This window comes from Actinoplanes missouriensis 431 (assembly GCF_000284295.1).
Lineage (GTDB): Bacteria > Actinomycetota > Actinomycetes > Mycobacteriales > Micromonosporaceae > Actinoplanes > Actinoplanes missouriensis.
This window is the reverse complement of sequence record NC_017093.1, coordinates 1,962,236-1,977,977: the sequence shown is the minus strand read 5'-3', so window position 1 is coordinate 1,977,977 and position 15,742 is coordinate 1,962,236. Positions and strand designations below refer to the sequence as shown.

Genomic DNA, 15,742 nt, shown 5'->3' with positions numbered 1-15,742 from the left:
AGGGGCCCGGCCGTCACGCCAACGGCACAGGGTGCCATCCTCGCATCGAAGCAGGTCAAGCGCCGTCAGCAAGGCGACACAAGATCAATCAAGGTGATCGATCCCCCTCACGCGTAGTAGGGCTCGGTCGGCGGCGGGCGGCGGTTCGGCCCGGGCTGCGGCGGCTGTTGCGGGGGCAGCTGCGGCCGTGGCTGCGGCTGCAGCAGCGCGGCCAGGCCGTCCAGGATCGCGTCCACCTGCGGCCGCAGCATCCGCCAGTCCCGGCCGGCGGCGAGCGCCTCGTTCTCCGCGTCGATCGCCGGCGCCAGGTCGCGCAGCAGCACCGCGATCTGGCTGGAGCTCGCGTGCCGATCGCCGTCCGGGGCGTTCTGCGACAGCAGTCCCCATCGCGCCGAGAGGTCACGCAGGTCGTCGCGGACCGGCGGCCAGGACAGTCCCCGCTCGGCCGCGGTCCGGGCGGTCAGCACCGGCGGCAGCCGCACCCCGAGCAGGCTGCGCGTCTCGACGGCCAGGGCTCGGCCCTCGCCGTCCCACGCCGTCTCCCGGCGCGACCTGCCGATCAGCACCAACCCGATCACTCCCCCGATCGCCAGGAAGAGCAGCAGCCAGGGCCAGAAGCTCCCGGTGTCGTCGCTCTCCGAGACCGGCACGGCGGCCTGCGCCGACTGCGTCGCCTCGGCCGCCGGGGTGGTGGTCGCGGCAGGCGCCTCGGTCACTGTCCTTTCCGGGGTACGGGTCTGAGCCGGCTGAGTGGTCCTCACCGGCTCAGTGGTCTTCACCGGCTCGGTCGTCGTCACCGGCGCGGCTGTCTCCCTCGTCCGGGTCGGTCCGGTCGTCTCCTCGGGATCCTCCGTCGCCTCGGTGCGCGTCGCCTCGGTTCGCGTCGCCTCGGTTCGCGTCGGCTCGGCGGTCCTCGTCGCTGTTCGTTCCGGCCGGTCCACCGAGGGCAGCGCGGTCGGCAGCGACACCCCGTCACCGTCACCGCCCTCCCCGGTGCAGCCCGCCACGCCCATGGTCAGCGCCGCCACCAGGGCCAGCGCGAGTCCGCCCCTCACGCGACGATTCGCAGTTCGTGGCTGGTGTCGTTGAGACGGCGGCCGGCGTTCTCGGTGACCGTCACGATGTCCTCGATCCGTACCCCGAACCGCCCGCGCAGGTAGATCCCCGGCTCGATCGAGAAGCACATCCCCGGTACGAGCGGAAGCTGTTCACCCTCCACCATGTACGGCGGCTCGTGCGTCGTCAGCCCGATTCCGTGCCCGGTCCGGTGGATGAACTGCTCGCCGTACCCGCCGTCGGTGATCACTTGTCGCGCCGCCCGGTCGATGTCCTGGCAGGCGACGCCCGGCTGGACCGCCTCGAACGCGGTCTGCTGCGCCAGCCTGACCAGCTCGAAGACCTCACGCTCCGATGACGACGGCTCACCGACGTGGACGGTCCGGGTGGTGTCCGAGCCGTACCCGTCCTTGAGCCCGCCGAAGTCGAGCACCACCATGTCGCCGTCCTGGATCACCCGGTCGCCCATCTCGTGGTGCGGGTTCGCGCCGTTCGGCCCGGACCCGACCACGGTGAAGTCGACCTGCGAGTGCCCGTGCTCGCGCAGCAGCCGGGCCAGGTCGGTGCCGACCTCGCGCTCGGTGCGGCCGGCGAACCGTACCGTGACGATCTGCTCGTAGGCCGCGTCGGCGGCCGCGCCCGCCGCGGCGAGCCGGTCCACCTCGGCGGCGTCCTTGACCGCCCGCAGCATCGGCAGCGACCCGGTGATCGAGGTGTACCGGGTCTCCCGCAGCGCGTCCTGCAGCCCGAGCAGGTGCATGGCCCAGGCCGAGTCGGAGAGCGCGTACCGGCCCTGCGGGTCGAGCAGCCGGGCGGTGGCCGCGTACGGGTCGGAGCCGTCCGCCCAGTCGGTGATCGTCACCGCCGCGGCGCCCGGAGCGGCCTCGGCGTCCGGCCGTTCCAGCACCGGGACGATCAGGTGCGGGTCGTGATCGGCGTCGAGGACCAGCATGGTGATCCGCTCGGTGATCGCGGTGGGCTGGTACCCGAGGAAGTAGACCAGGTCGGGTCCGGGGGTCACCAGCACACCGGTGAGCCCGGCGTCGGCGGCCTGCGCCAGCGCCCGCTCCATGCGCCGGGTGAAGTCCTTGGCGGTGAACGTCATGTCTGTGGGCCTCCTGAGGCAGCCGTCTCTACCGGTCTCGTCGGGTCTCTACCGGTTCTCGTCGGGTCTCTACCGGTCTCGTCGGGTCTCTACTGGTCGCGTCGGGATGGTGTGGCTGACGCCGGCCGCGGCCGCCGCGCGGTGCGCCGCCGTGGTCTTCTCCGCCCGGTGCCGCCGCATCAGCACGATCAGCGCGACACCGGCCGCGGACATCACGGTGAGCAGCACGGACGCCCCGGCCAGCCCGGCCGCGAGGGCGTCGGCGGGCGACGCGCCGCCGTCGGCGCTGCTCGTGGTGACGCCGGTGGAGACGGTGGCGGCGCCCGCGACGGCGAGCGAGCCGCCGACGTACCGGGCCATGTTGGAGATGCCGGAGGCCTGGCCGACCTGGTCGGCGGGGACGGCCGAGGTGGAGGCGGACGAGGCGGGGCCGTTCGCCACGCCGAGGCCGACCGCGATCGCGATCATCGGGAGCACGAAGGCGGCGTACGACCAGGAAGCCGTCACGAAGGCCAGCCCGGCCGCGCCGGCGGCGGCCAGCGCGAAGCCCATCCCGACCGCGCGGGCCGGGCCGATCTTCATGGCGAACGGCGTGATCAGCGGCGTGACGGCGATCATCGCGGCGGCGGCCGGCAGCGTCGCGACACCCGCCACGAGCGGCGACATGGCGAACGTGGACGGATCCTGGAAGTAGAGGCTGAACAGGTACATCAGCGCGTTAAGCACGCCGGCGACCAGCAGGATCGCGATCGTCGAGCCGACCAGCACCCGGTTGCGCAGCAGGCGCAGGTCGACCAGGGGCGCGGCGGCCCGGCGCTCGGCGGTCGCGAAACCGAGCGCGCCGAGGACCGCGACCACCAGGCAGCCGATGGTCGGCAGCGAGAGCCAGCCCCAGTCGCCGCTCTTGCTCAGCGCGAGCACCAGCGGGACCAGGAAGACGGCGACGAGCACCGTGCCGAGCCAGTCGATGGACCGCGGCCGGTTCGGGTCGCGGGACTCGGTGACCGTCATCAGGGTGAGCGGGATGCAGGCCGCCGCGATCGCCGCGTCCAGCCAGAACAGGCCCTGCCAGCCGGTCGCGTCGACGAGCGCGCCACCGATCAGCGGACCGGCCGCCGCGCCGATCGCGGACGCGGCGCCCCACAGCGTGATCGCCTTCATCTGCGCCGCGCCGGACGAGGCCACCGAGAGCAGGCTCATCCCGCAGGCCAGGATCGTCGAGCCGGCCGCGCCCTGGATCATCCGGCCGCCGATCACCCCGGCCGCGCCGTCCGAGAGCGCGATCAGCACGCAGGACGCGACGAAGAGGACCAGGCCGCCCAGGAAGATCCGGCGACGGCCGAAGACGTCGCCGAGCGCGCCGGAGGTGACGATCACCGCGGCGCCCACCAGCATGTATCCGGTGACCGCCCACTGCAGCGTGTCGACCGGGACGCTGAGGTCCTCGCTGATCGCCGGGAGCAGGATGGTGACCGCCGAGGTGTTGGCGTTGACCACGAGCGCCGAGACGCAGGCGGCCAGCAGCACGCCGAGTCCCGCGGCGCGGTCGGTTCCGGTCGTCGACATGTCGGTCAGATTCCCGCCGGAGCCGCGCCGGAGCATCCCTCGCGCCGGGTGATTTCCTGCGGCGCGGTTCCGCCTACCGTGCATTCGCGGAGGTGGTGATGACGAAGCCGACGACCTCGGAGAAGGAGCTGCTCGAGTTCCTGCTCTACCTGGGCAGCGGGCTCACCGCCGCCGGCGAGGCGGTCACCCAGATCCAGGACCGGCTGCAACGGGTGGGTGCGGCGTACGGCGCTCCGCAGGCCCGGATCAGCGTCTTCCCGACTCTGCTGGTGGTGTCGCTGGAACCGGGCCGCCCGGCCACGCAGGAGCCGACCAAGCAGCTCTACGGCGGACTGCGGCTGGACCAGACGGCCGAGCTCTACCGGATCCTCTGGGCCGCCGAGCACGCCGAGCTCGACCCGGCCGAGGGCAGCCGCCGGATCCTCGCCCTGGTGAAGGCGCCACCCCGCTTCGGCCCGGCGGTCCGGGTGACCGGCCACGCCGTGCTCACCTCCGGCATCTGCCTGATCCTGCTGCCCACCTGGAACGACCTCGCGCTCTCCGCCCTCTTCGGCGTGCTCGTCGGTGTCTTCAAGCTGGCCGGCGTGCGATGGCCGGCGGCGCAGATGGTGATGCCCGTGGTCGCCGCGCTCACCGTCTCCTCGCTCACCTTCCTGATCGCCGGCTCCGGGTGGATCAACGCCGACCTGCGCGCCATGGTCGCCCCGCTCGTGACGTTCCTGCCCGGCGCGATGCTGACCATGGCCGTCGTCGAGCTCTCCGCCTACGAGATGATCACCGGGGCGAGCCGGCTGGTGGCGGGCATCATGCAGCTGCTCCTGCTCGCGTTCGGCATCCTCGGCGCCGCTCAGCTCGTCGGCGTGCCGCCGCCGACCGCGTTGGCCGATGTGCCGGCCAGCGCCCTCGGCTGGTGGGGGCCGTGGATCGGCCCGCTGATCGTCGGCCTCGGCAACTTCCTGATGCTGGCCGGGCCGCCGCGGACGTTCGGCTGGCTCTGCGTCGTGCTCTACGCGGGCTGGACCGGCCAGTATTTCGGCAACCTGGTGCTCGGCGGCTACCTCAGCGGCTTCATCGGCGCGGTCGCGCTGACCGTCGTGGCGTACATCGTGGAGCGCTTCCCCTCCGGGCCGCCGGCCCTGGTCTCGTTCCTGCCCGGGTTCTGGCTGCTGGTGCCCGGCGCGCTCACCCTGATCGGGATGACCGAGTACCTCGGGCAGGACACCGTGCGCGGCAGCGAGGACCTGCTCGGCGCGGTCAGCTCGATGCTCGCCGTCGCCCTCGGCGTGCTCTGCGGGCACCCGCTCTACCGCGGGCTGGCCCGGACGGTCCGGAAGGTCCGGCCGGCATGACGGCACCACCACCGAGGACGACCTGGTGGAGCTGCGTTATCACCCTCCCGGGGTGAGGACTGATCGGCCGCCGGGGCCCAGGCTGGTGGGTGTGCAGAGCCGACTCCGCCTCGGCGGCCACCCGGTGCAGCCGCTGCTGCTGATGTTTCCGCTCGGGCTCTTCGTGCAGGCGCTCCTCTTCGACCTGGCCAGCCTGCTCGGCGCACCGCCGCTGGCCGGGACGCTTGCCTTCTGGATCCTGGTCGGGGGTCTGGCCGGTGGCCTGATCGCCGCCCTGGCCGGCGGTGTCGACGCGTTCACCGCCCGCGGCCCGCAGGCCGCCCGGGAGGCCTTCCTCAGCCTGCTGCTGGACACCGGCGTGCTGATCTTCTTCGCGGTGCTCACCCTGATGCGGGTCCGCAGCCCGGACCGGCTGGCCGGTCCCGGCCTGCTCGCCATGGAGGTGCTCGGCCTGGCCGTCGCGGTCGTCGGCGGCTGCTACGGCGGCCGGATCATCGGGCCGAACCGCTCGCCGGGGATGAGGCGTCACGCATTCAGCAACGCTGATGATGCCGCCGGGACGAGATCCCGAACCGTGGAAACGGAGGCAGCGTGAGCGCAATGGACGTGCCCGCGAAACGACCGGCCGACGCGCCGGCCGCGGCGGCGGGCAAACCCCGATCGACCAAAGCGGTGGCGTACATCTCGTGGGTGGCGCTGGCGCTGATGACCACCAGTTCGGTGGCCAGTCTCCGGCCGGCGCCGACCATGGCGGTGTACGGGCTGGCCAGCATCTTCCTCTACGTCATACCGGCCGTCGTCTTCCTGCTGCCGACCGCTCTGGTCTCGGCGGAGCTGGCGTCCGGCTGGGAGGGCGGCGTCTTCAAGTGGGTCAGCGAGGGCATCTCCAAGCCGGCCGGTTTCTTCGCGGTCTGGTGCCAGTTCGCGATGACCATCTTCTACTACCCGAGTCTGCTCGGCTTCGTGGCGAGCACCCTGGCGTACGTGATCAACCCGGACCTGGCGTCCAGCGGCGTCTGGACCGCCATCGTGATCATGGTCTGTTACTGGACCGGCGTCTGGGTGTCGTCCCGCGGCACCAGCGGCGTGGCCGGACTGGCCAGCGGCGGCCTGATCATCGGAACCCTGATCCCCGGCGTGCTGCTGGTCATCCTCGGCGTCGCGTTCCTCGGCCAGGGCAACGAGTCGGCCGCGCCGATGACCGCGAGCAACCTGCTGCCGGCCTGGGCGGGCCTGTCCAGCCTGGTGCTGATCGTCAACAACTTCCTGTCGTACTCCGGCATGGAGATGAACGCGGTGCACGTCGGCTCGTTGAAGAACCCGGGACGTGAGTTCCCCCGCGCCATGTTCCTGGCGATGGGGCTGGTCCTGCTGATCTTCATCCTGCCGGCCCTGGCGATCAGCTGGGTGGTGCCGGCCGAGCAGCTGTCGCTGACCGCCGGCGTGATGCAGGCGTTCGACGCCGTGTTCGCCGCGTTCGGCTCGCAGTGGCTCACCCCGATCCTCGGGATCATGCTCGTCGCCGCGTCACTCGGCGGCATGCTCACCTGGCTGGCCGGTCCGTCCAAGGGCCTGCTGCTGATCTCGCGCCAGGAGGGTTACCTCCCGCCGTTCCTGCAGCGGCTGAACAAGCACGGCGTGCAGCAGAACATCCTGGTCACGCAGGGTCTGGTCACCACGCTGATCGCCCTGGCCTACGCGTTCATCCCGGACGTCTCCAGCGCGTACTGGATCTTCTCGGTGATCACCACGCAGGTCTACCTGATCATGTACCTGCTGATGTTCGTGGCCGCCGTCCGGCTGCGCCGCAAGCACCCCGACCACCCGCGCGGCTACCGCGCCCCGATGCTCACCGGCCTCTGCGGCGTCGGCTTCGCGGCATCCCTCGCGGCCCTGCTGATCGGGTTCGTCCCGCCCTCGCAGTTCGGCTCCGGCAGCGTCGGGCTCTATCTGGCGGTCGTCGCCGGCGGCGCGCTCGGGCTGGGCCTGCTCGTCCCGTACCTCTTCCTCCGCCTGCGCAAGCCGTCCTGGCGGACCGAGCCCTCCGCTTCCGAGGAGGCCGTCGCATGATCAAGAACAACACCGTCCTGTACGTCACGGCCGGCGTCCTGGTCCTGGTGCTCGCCGTGATCTCCCTGCTCACCTTCCACAGCGCCGAGGAGAACGCCGAGGCGACCGCACAGGCCGAACAGCTGCGGGAGGAGCTGCTGGCCGCCGGTATCGCGGCGCCCCCGGCAGACCAGATCGCCGCCGTGCTCGGCGACGACGGCGGGGCGGTCTGCCTCGACCCCGGCAACGCGCTGCGGCGGGGCATCCTGCTCCAGCAGCTGACCAACGGCGCCGCCGGACCGGGGCAGCGTCCGGTGATCGCCGACGCCAAGGTCGTACAGGGGCAGGTTCTGATCATGTCGATCTACTGCCCGGACACGCTGGCGGCGTTCCGGCAGGTGGTCGACGACCTCAAGTTCGCGAAGGTGGCCTCATGAGCCTCGAACACCGTGTCCAGGACCTGATGGGACGGGCCCGAACCGATCTCGGCGAGCTGGTGGCCATCCCCTCCGTCGCCGATCCCCGCCAATATCCGCCCGAGGAGTGCCTGAAGGCCGCGACCTGGGTGGTGGATCGGTTCGCCGAGGTCGGCTTCACCGGGCTGAGCCTGCGCGAGACCAGCGACGGCAGCAAGGCCGTGTACGGCGAGCGGCCGGCCGCCGGACCGGACGCGCCGACGGTGCTGCTCTACGCGCACTACGACGTGCAGCCGCCGCTCGACGACCAGGCCTGGCACACCCCGCCGTTCCAGCTGACCGAGGTGAACGGCCGCTGGTACGGCCGAGGCGCCGCGGACTGCAAGGGCAACATCGTCATGCACCTGACCGCGCTGCGCGCCCTCGGGAACGACGTGCCGGTCAACCTGAAACTGATCGTGGAGGGCTCCGAGGAGCAGGGCACCGGCGGCCTCGAGGACTTCGTCGAGCGCCACCCGGACCTGCTGCGCGCCGACGCCATCCTGGTCTGCGACACCGGCAACGCCGCGGTCGGCGTGCCGGCCGCGACGGTCACCCTGCGCGGCATGGTGAACCTGGTGGTGTCGGTGGAGGCGCTCGACGGCGAGCTGCACTCCGGCATGTTCGGCGGCGCCGCCCCGGACGCCCTGGCGGCGCTCGTCCAGATCCTGTCCACGCTGCGCGACCGGGCCGGCAACACCACGATCGCCGGGCTGGCGCACGACCAGACCTGGCACGGCGCGCCCTACCCGCCGGAACAGTTCCGCGCGGACATCGGCCTGGTCGACGGGGCCGGGCTGCTCGGTGACGGCACGGTCTCGGACATGCTCTGGGCCCGTCCGGCGGTCACCGTGCTCGGCATCGACTGCCCGCCGGTGGTCGGCTCGGCCGCGGCCATCCAGCCGCGCTCCCGGGCCCGGATCAACCTGCGGGTGCCGCCCGGCACGGACGCGGTCAAGGCGCAGGACGCGCTGATCGCGCACCTGCACGCGGCGGCGCCGTGGGGTGTGCGGGTGAGCGTCGAACCGGAGGCGCTGGGTCAGCCGTTCGAGGCGCGTACCGGGGGCCCGGCGTACCGGGCTCTCTCCGCGGCGATGCTGGAGGCGTTCGGCCGGGAGATGACCACTCTCGGTCAGGGCGGGTCGATCCCGCTCTGCAACGTGTTCGCCCGGACCTACCCGGACGCGGAGATCATCCTGATGGGCGTGGAGGAGCCGCTGGCTCTCATCCACGCCCCCAACGAGAGCGTCGATCCCGGTGAGATCGCCCGTCTGGCGCTCGCCGAGGCCCAGTTCTTGAAGCGGTACAGCCTCCAGCGATATCGCGGATAGGACGGGCATGGGAAGCGGGTCCGGCGTGGGGGCGCCGGACCCGCTTCTCGCTGCTTACTCGACAATCACAATCACGCGGTCACGGTACGGGCTCCGCGCAGTCCCGAGATCGCGCTGATGACCAGCAGCAGGCCGACGAAGACGACCGCCGTGGCGCCGATGAAGAGGAACGCGGACAGTCCGATGTTCGGCCAGACCAGGATCGCGATGCCGGCCAGCACCGTGACGATGCCGAGCCCGATCCGCCACCCGCCGCCGTCCCGGCCGGAGCCGAGCGACACGAAGATCTCGGCGAGACCGTCCAGCATCCAGCCGATCGCGACGAGCACCAGCATCAGCGCCAGCGAGGCCACGATGTTGCGCAGGCAGAGCAGGCCGACGATGGCGACCAGCAGGCTGAGCAGGATGCCGAGCACCCGGTAGAGCACCGGATGGTTCGGCGCGTAGAAGAGCAGCAGCAGCATCCGGGTCACGCCCATCAGCAGCAGGTTCAGGCCGAACAGGAAGCCGACCACCCGCAGGGTCGCCTCCGGCCAGGAGAACGCGACGATGCCCAGCACCACGGCTGCCACGCCGAGGACGAGCCGGGCCCAGTGCCAGGAACGCGAGTGGTCCATCACCGCACCTCCCGCCCGTGCACGGCGAGGCTGTAGATGACCAGCACGCAGGTGCCGATGATGATGATGCTCCAGGCCGGGTAGGCCGGCAGGAAGAGCAGGTTGCCGAGGGCGCTGATGCCGGCGATGCCGATGCCGATCACCCGCGCCCAGGTCCTGCCGTAGAAGACCCCGATCGCGGCCGCGATCGTGATCACGCCGAGCGCCAGGTGCGTCCAGCCCCACGCGGTGTAGTCCAGGGTCAGCCCCAGGCCGGAGCTGGTGGTCACGTAGTAGTCGTCCCGGGCGATCGCGACGATGCCCTGGATCGCCTGGAAGCCGCCGAGGATCAGCAGCATCATCCCGCTGAAGACGACGAGGCCGGGCCAGATCGTGGGTTCGGCCTCGGGGTGGGTCCGGGTATCCGACATCCGGTGCTCCTTTCGGTCAGACATCACTGTTCGGCCAGGCGTCGGGCCGCCGGACCGGCGCGCGTGGCAGGTCGTTGACGGCCGCGGCCAGATACGGCCCGACCAGGTCGATGCGCTCCGCCCGGCCCGTCGTCACCTCGATCAGGGCACCGTCGGCGAGCCGCAGCCGCACCGCGATCGAGCGCGAGCCGCACCGCCGGGCATCCGACCGGGACAGGTGGTGGACGCCGCTCACGGCGGCCCGCGCCGGCAGCCGGACGATCCGATGCAGGACCGGGCCGCGCCGGACCACCAGCGCCTCACCGGCCCAGTGCGCCAGGAGCCGCCGTGACCAGCGCGGACGCAGGCGGCGCCAGCCGGACGGCGGGGGCCCGCACGCGCGTACCCGGCAGGCGAACGCGCCGCCGTCGACGAAGGCCCGCCGGGCGCGCCGTTCCCGGCCGAACGCCACGGCCGTGAGGAGCAACAGGAGAAGGATCAGAGCGAACAGCACGGGCACTCCTCGGTCAGCACTCGTGGAACATGCTCATGGCGAGCCGGTTCCCGGCACGTCATCCCCGGTGAATGAACGTTTTCCGGCGTCCGCCTCACGCCAGTTCCGGGGCCGCCAGTTCTCCACCACCTTCGCCACCGCCGTGACGAGGAAGAGCTGGCCGATCAGCGCTTCGAGCACCGCGATGCTCTGCGCCGGATTGCCGGCCGGGACCAGATCCCCGTACCCGGTGGTGGTCATCGTGACGAAGCTGAAGAAGAGCGCCTGAGAGAGATCGGGGTCGCCCTCGGCGCCGAAGAGCGGGCCGGGCTGCAGAGCGGCGAGGCACTCGTAGGCGAACCCGAAGGACATTCCGATCAACAGGTACGCGGCGAGCGCCCCCATCACGGTCTGCTGGTCGACCCGATCGCGGCGGCCGAGATGCCGGACGATCGGATAGGGCGCCAGCAGGTAGAGGGCGCTGGCCGCCGAGAACGTCCAGCCGATCAGCGGAGACTGCTCGGCGAACACGTTGAGCACCGCCGTGACCAGCGCGAGCAGGAAGACCAGCGCGGCGGCCCGCCGGAAACCAGCCCGGGCGCCGGCGACCCGCAGCACGTGCCACACCGTGAAGCTCTGCACGAAGAGCAGCAGCGCCACCATCCACCGGTTCCCGGCGAGGAGCGCCAGCACGTAGGTCGCCAGGATCATCACCAGCACGGCGCCGTACCCGCCGCGCGCCGGAGGGTTCCTCAACGCCGCTCCTTACCGCAACGTGCCCGGTGGCGCGTCCGGATCCTCGTCCGCGGGGAGCCGGCGCACCTCGATGAGCCGCAGCCCCAGCCCGTGGATCCGGGAGATCAGGCCCACCACCGCCGACTGATCCGGCAGTGAGCCGTGCAGCACCGTCTCGGGCGGCTCCACACTCACTCTCAGATCGCGTAACTCCGCGAGGACCTCCTCGGGGATCACCCCGGAGACCCGCACCTGGTATGTCGCATCGGGCATGAGCTGCCCCCTCCCTTCGCCGGACTGCTCAACCGGTGAACTTGCCGCTGTTCCTGCGCTCGGCTTCCATCAGCGCGATCTCCTCGATGCCGGGCACCACGATCTCCGGATCCGGGGTGAAGTCCAGCTCCCGGTCGCGTCCCTTGTAGTCGACCGCGTTGAGGATGACCTTCATGGTGTTGAGACGGGCACGCTCCTTGTCGTTGGAGCGGACGATCAGCCAGGGGGCCGCCCGGGTGCCGGTCCGCTTGAGCATCTCGTACTTGTGCGTGGTGAAGTCGTCCCAGCGGTCCTGGGCCTGCAGGTCGATCTCGCTGAGCTTCCACTGCCGCAGCGGGTCGGTGCGGCGGCGCTCGAAGCGGGCGGCCTGCACCTCCCGCGTCACGCTGTAGTAGAGCTTGAGCAGAACCGTGCCCTGCCGGACCAGGTCCTTCTCGAACCCGGTGACCCCGAGCAGGAAGTCGCGGTACTCCTTCGCGCTGCAGAAGCCGAAGACCCGCTCGACCATCGCGCGGTTGTACCAGCTGCGGTCGAACAGGACGATCTCGCCGCCGGCCGGGAACTGCGCCACGTACCGCTGCAGGTACCACTGCGAGCGCTGCTCCTCGGTCGGCCGCCCGAGCGCGACGACCCGGTAATGCTTCTCGTTCATGAACCGGGTGACCCGCCGGATCGCGCCGCCCTTGCCGGCCGCGTCCCGCCCCTCGAAGAGGACGATCATCCGGAGGTTCTCGGCCTCGAGGTGCGCCTGCAGCTTCAGCAGTTCCACCTGCCAAGGACGCAGCCCACGTTCAGCCCTCTGACCCATCCGGTCCTCCTCGTTTCGCCGATGGTCACAGCCTGTTCCGCTTCACGTGACCGCGCGTCACCCCGCACGGATGAGGCCACCGCCCGCCGGTCGCGGATCAGAGGCCGACGATCCACCGGGAGCGCCCGGCCGCACCTCATCCCGCCGGAATGAGGCCGGGGCGGGGCGGCCGCACGAGGCTGGCGTCATGCAGCTCGCCGACCCCGTCGCCCCGGCCCAGCGCCGGCTGGCCCGCCTCGCGTTCCTCGCCGCCGCGGCGGCCGTCCTGCTCGTGCTCGCGGTCGCCGGCGTGCGAGCGAGCCTGTTGCTGATCCTGGTCGCCGTCATCGGCACGGTCGTCGCGCTCGCCGCCGCCTGGTGGTTCCTCACCCATCGCGGAGTGCTGCGCTGGCTCGCCGGGGTGGTCGTGGTGCTCGCGCCGCTGGTGGTCGCGGTGCTCTTCGCGCGGGCGAACCTGATCTGGGTGGTGGTGGTCTTCGGTCTGCTGTGGACGGCGGCGGTGACGGCCGGGCGGCGGGCATTGGCGTTGCCGCCCCCCGGGGACGGCGAACCGGGCCCGGCCGAGACGCCGGCGCCGCTCCGCCCGTACCTGATCATGAATCCTCGCTCGGGTGGCGGAAAGGTGGAACGGCACCGCCTGGCCGAGCGGGCCCGCGCGCTCGGCGCGCAGGTCTTCCTGCTGGACGGACCAGCGGTGGACGTGGCCGAGGTGGCCCGGCAGGCGGTGCGCGACGGCGCCGATCTGCTCGGCGTGGCCGGCGGCGACGGCACCCAGGCCCTGGTCGCGGGGATCGCGGCGGAGCACGGCGTACCGTTCCTGGTGATCTCCGCGGGCACCCGCAACCACTTCGCGCTGGACCTGGGGCTCGACCGGGAGGATCCGGCGGCCTGCCTGGACGCGCTCACCGACGGCGTCGAACTGCGGATCGACCTGGGCCTGATCGGCGACCGGACGTTCGTGAACAACGCGTCGTTCGGCGCCTACGCGTCCATCGTGCAGAGTCCGGCCTACCGGGACGACAAGATCGGGACCACGCTGGACCTGCTGCCACGGGCGCTGGCCGGCGCCGGCGACCGGCTCCGGCTCACCGTGGACGGCGCCACCGTGACCGGGCCGCAGGCCGTGCTGGTCAGCAACAACCCGTACGCGGCCGACGACATCGCCGGGCTGGGCCGCCGCCACCGGCTCGACGGCGGCGTCCTCGGCGTCCTGGCCGTGACCGTGCGCAACGCCGCCGACGCCGCCGGGCTGATCAGCGGGCGCGGGCGGGCCCGCTCGCTCACCGTCCGCAACACCGGCGAGGTGGTGATCGACGCCGACGGGCCGGCCGTGCCGGTCGGGATCGACGGCGAATCAGTAGTGCTGCCGACCCCGGTGCGCTGCGAGATCCGGCCCGGCGCCCTGCGGGTACGCGTGCCCCGCAACCGTCCCGGTGTTCCGCCGCCCCCGCCCGAGCTGGACTGGGCCCGGCTGCGTCACCTGGCCTTCGGCCGGTCCTCCTCCGAAGCGGGTCCTCAGCCGGCGCGGTGACCTTCCTACCGCACGGTGACCTTCCTACGGCGCGCTGTGGCCTTCATCCGGCCGGGGTGAAGTAACCGGGAACACACGGCGGCATCCTCGGCGGTATGACACGTAATCCCGGGATACTCACCGCGATCCTGGCGGCGGCCGTCCTCGGCACCGGCGGCTGTGCCGGCTCCGGCGCCGAGGCGAACGCCCCGGCCGTGTGCGAGAGCTTCGCGACCGTGCAGAACACGGTCACCCAGATCCGCAACGCCAACGTCTCGGAGAACGGGCTGGCGGCGGTCCGCCCGTACGTCACCGAGCTCCTCGAACAGCTCAACCAGCTCGTCCTCGACGCGCAGGCGCAGTTCAAGCCGCAGGCCGACCAGCTGCGCACCACCGTCGACCAGCTCTCCGCCAGTGTGGACAGCGCGCGGGCCGATCCGGGCGCCACCACGTTCTCCGCCGTGCGCAGCGCGATCACCGCGGTCGGTGACAGCGCCCGGGCCCTGCGCCAAGCGATCTCGGGGAGCTGCTGATGGAAGTCGAGGAGAGCCGCGCCACCGGCTGGGTCGCCCTGGTCCTCTTCGGCGGCATCATGATGGTCCTGCTCGGCAGCGTGCACCTGTTCGTCGGATCGGTGGCGCTGGCCGACCCCGAGGTGCTGGCCGGCACCCGCTCCCACCTGATCCTGCCGATCTCCCTGACCGCACTGGCCTGGGTGCACATGGCCATCGGCGCGCTCGCCGTGATCACCGGAGCCGCGCTGTTCCTGGGCCGGCTCTGGGCCCGGATCCTGGCGTTCCAGCTGGCGCTGCTCAGCGCCGTCGTCAACTTCCTGTTCCTCGCCGCGCATCCGATCTGGTCGGGCATCGGGCTGGTGCTGGCCGTCCTGGTGATGTGGGCGGTGGCGAGGCACGGCGCCGAGGTGGCGGACGCGCAGGGGAAGTGATCCTTCGCCGCCTCGACGATCTGCAACGGCGGCACACCGTCCTCGGCTTCGGCTGGGCGGTGATCCGCAAGTACCTCGACGATCGGGGCGCCCGGGAGGCCGCCCTGATCACCTACTACGGGTTCCTCAGTCTCTTCCCGACGCTGCTGCTCGGGGTGGCGATCGTGAGCCAGGTGCTGGCCCGCCGGCCCGAGATGCGGCAGGAGCTGGTGGCCGCGCTCGTCCCGCCGGCCCTGCAACCCGGCATCGAAGCCGGCATCGCGGAGATGTCGCAGTCGTCGGTCGCGCTTGTCGCCGGCGTGATCGGGCTGCTCTTCTCCGGGACCGGCGTGGTGTTCTCCGCCTACGAGACCCTGAACCACCTCGCCGGAGTCCCGTTCCGCGACCGCGGGATGATCTCCCGCTACCTCCGGGTCCTCGCCGGCCTGCTGGTCATCCTGGCCGGCCTGTTCGCCATGGCCGCCGCTGCCTGGCTCTCCCCGGCCGCTGCCCTGATCGGCTCCTGCCTCGCCGCCTTCCTGATGCTCCTGCTGGTGGCGAAACTCCTGCTGGTCCGCCCGGCGCCGGTCACGCAACTCTGCCCGGCCGCGGCGATCGGCGCCCTCGCCGTGACCGCGATGCTCGATCTGGGCGCGTCGGTGCTGCCTGAGCTGGTACGGCGGGCGGGGCGGGTCTACGGCGCCTTCGCCACGGTGGCCGGTGCCTTCACACTGCTGTACGTGGTGAGCAACGTGCTCGTGCTCGCCGCCGAGATCGCGGTGGTGCGGCATGCCCGATTGTGGCCGCGGGCCCTGGACACCGGACGGCCGACGCCTGCCGACGGGCGGGCGATGGCGTTGCTGGCGCGCGAGCAGGAGCGGGTCCCGGGAGACCGGGTGGTCCACACGTGGACCACCCCACCCTCCTGACCCCGCGGCGTGTGCACTTCAGGCGCGCTCATTGCCACGAACCGGGTTCGCCGAGGGTTGCGTCGGTGTCCTGTGGCCCCGGCTCGCAGATCTTGGAAACGCCGAAGGCCGGCCGGCGCTCAGCGCGGACAAAACGGACGGCCGGCAGCACT

The 15,742-nt window shown here is 71.8% G+C and carries 18 protein-coding genes; 9 read left to right on the top strand and 9 right to left on the bottom strand.

The window, feature by feature from the left end:
• Positions 1–107: 107 nt before the first annotated feature.
• The 3 genes from AMIS_RS09135 to AMIS_RS09125 form a co-directional block, all read right to left on the bottom strand.
• The gene (locus AMIS_RS09135) at positions 108–1,055 is read right to left on the bottom strand and encodes a hypothetical protein (RefSeq protein WP_014441933.1); all 948 of its coding nucleotides are present in this window, start codon (positions 1,053–1,055) and stop codon (positions 108–110) included.
• Entirely contained in the window at positions 1,052–2,161 is a 1,110-nt protein-coding gene (locus AMIS_RS09130; RefSeq protein WP_014441932.1) for an aminopeptidase P family protein, read from the bottom strand. Before AMIS_RS09130 ends, AMIS_RS09135 begins: the two co-directional genes overlap by 4 nt.
• 69 nt (positions 2,162–2,230) lie before the next feature.
• Entirely contained in the window at positions 2,231–3,727 is a 1,497-nt protein-coding gene (locus AMIS_RS09125; protein WP_041830643.1) for an MFS transporter, read from the bottom strand.
• Positions 3,728–3,825: 98 nt separating this feature from the next.
• Between AMIS_RS09125 and AMIS_RS09120 the strand changes: the two genes are divergently transcribed.
• The 5 genes from AMIS_RS09120 to AMIS_RS09100 all read left to right on the top strand — a co-directional run bounded on the left by AMIS_RS09120 (position 3,826) and on the right by AMIS_RS09100 (position 8,911).
• Entirely contained in the window at positions 3,826–5,076 is a 1,251-nt protein-coding gene (locus tag AMIS_RS09120) for a threonine/serine exporter family protein (RefSeq protein ID WP_014441930.1), read from the top strand.
• 91 nt (positions 5,077–5,167) lie between these two features.
• Complete coding sequence (locus AMIS_RS09115; RefSeq protein WP_014441929.1) at positions 5,168–5,671, top strand: DUF2231 domain-containing protein; 504 nt, start codon at positions 5,168–5,170, stop codon at positions 5,669–5,671.
• Between the two features lie 5 nt (positions 5,672–5,676).
• Positions 5,677–7,146 carry an APC family permease gene (locus tag AMIS_RS09110; protein ID WP_014441928.1) on the top strand — a complete coding sequence of 490 codons (1,470 nt, stop codon included), beginning with the start codon at positions 5,677–5,679 and terminating at the stop codon, positions 7,144–7,146.
• Complete coding sequence (locus AMIS_RS09105) at positions 7,143–7,562, top strand: hypothetical protein (protein WP_014441927.1); 420 nt, start codon at positions 7,143–7,145, stop codon at positions 7,560–7,562. Before AMIS_RS09110 ends, AMIS_RS09105 begins: the two co-directional genes overlap by 4 nt.
• Positions 7,559–8,911 (top strand): dipeptidase, encoded by a 1,353-nt coding sequence (locus tag AMIS_RS09100; RefSeq protein ID WP_014441926.1) that lies wholly within the window; start codon positions 7,559–7,561, stop codon positions 8,909–8,911. Before AMIS_RS09105 ends, AMIS_RS09100 begins: the two co-directional genes overlap by 4 nt.
• A 71-nt stretch (positions 8,912–8,982) precedes the next feature.
• Here AMIS_RS09100 and AMIS_RS09095 read toward each other — a convergent pair whose 3' ends face one another.
• The 6 genes from AMIS_RS09095 to ppk2 are packed head-to-tail and all read right to left on the bottom strand — an operon-like array spanning position 8,983 to position 12,226.
• Entirely contained in the window at positions 8,983–9,528 is a 546-nt protein-coding gene (locus AMIS_RS09095; RefSeq protein ID WP_014441925.1) for an HdeD family acid-resistance protein, read from the bottom strand.
• Positions 9,528–9,938, bottom strand: coding sequence for a DUF7144 family membrane protein (locus AMIS_RS09090; protein WP_231859267.1), 411 nt, complete (start codon positions 9,936–9,938; stop codon positions 9,528–9,530). Before AMIS_RS09090 ends, AMIS_RS09095 begins: the two co-directional genes overlap by 1 nt.
• A 16-nt stretch (positions 9,939–9,954) precedes the next feature.
• On the bottom strand, positions 9,955–10,431 hold the full coding sequence (locus AMIS_RS09085) for a hypothetical protein (protein WP_231859266.1): 477 nt from the start codon (positions 10,429–10,431) through the stop codon (positions 9,955–9,957).
• Between the two features lie 33 nt (positions 10,432–10,464).
• A complete protein-coding gene (locus AMIS_RS09080; protein ID WP_014441922.1) occupies positions 10,465–11,166 on the bottom strand; it encodes a potassium channel family protein in 702 nt (233 codons plus the stop codon).
• A 9-nt stretch (positions 11,167–11,175) separates the two neighbouring features.
• Positions 11,176–11,418: a hypothetical protein gene (locus AMIS_RS09075; protein WP_014441921.1), complete on the bottom strand. Its 243-nt coding sequence runs from the start codon at positions 11,416–11,418 to the stop codon at positions 11,176–11,178.
• A gap of 28 nt (positions 11,419–11,446) precedes the next feature.
• Positions 11,447–12,226, bottom strand: a complete 780-nt coding sequence (ppk2, locus tag AMIS_RS09070) for a polyphosphate kinase 2 (RefSeq protein ID WP_014441920.1) — start codon at positions 12,224–12,226, stop codon at positions 11,447–11,449.
• 187 nt (positions 12,227–12,413) lie between these two features.
• Between ppk2 and AMIS_RS09065 the strand changes: the two genes are divergently transcribed.
• The 4 genes from AMIS_RS09065 (at position 12,414) to AMIS_RS09050 (ending at position 15,590) form a co-directional block, all read left to right on the top strand.
• A complete protein-coding gene (locus AMIS_RS09065) occupies positions 12,414–13,757 on the top strand; it encodes a diacylglycerol/lipid kinase family protein (RefSeq protein WP_014441919.1) in 1,344 nt (447 codons plus the stop codon).
• 95 nt (positions 13,758–13,852) lie between these two features.
• A complete protein-coding gene (locus AMIS_RS09060; protein ID WP_014441918.1) occupies positions 13,853–14,269 on the top strand; it encodes a hypothetical protein in 417 nt (138 codons plus the stop codon).
• Positions 14,269–14,682: a DUF7144 family membrane protein gene (locus AMIS_RS09055; RefSeq protein WP_014441917.1), complete on the top strand. Its 414-nt coding sequence runs from the start codon at positions 14,269–14,271 to the stop codon at positions 14,680–14,682. The genes AMIS_RS09060 and AMIS_RS09055 overlap by 1 nt, the downstream gene beginning before the upstream one ends.
• Entirely contained in the window at positions 14,679–15,590 is a 912-nt protein-coding gene (locus AMIS_RS09050; protein ID WP_014441916.1) for a YihY/virulence factor BrkB family protein, read from the top strand. Before AMIS_RS09055 ends, AMIS_RS09050 begins: the two co-directional genes overlap by 4 nt.
• Positions 15,591–15,742: the final 152 nt, after the last annotated feature.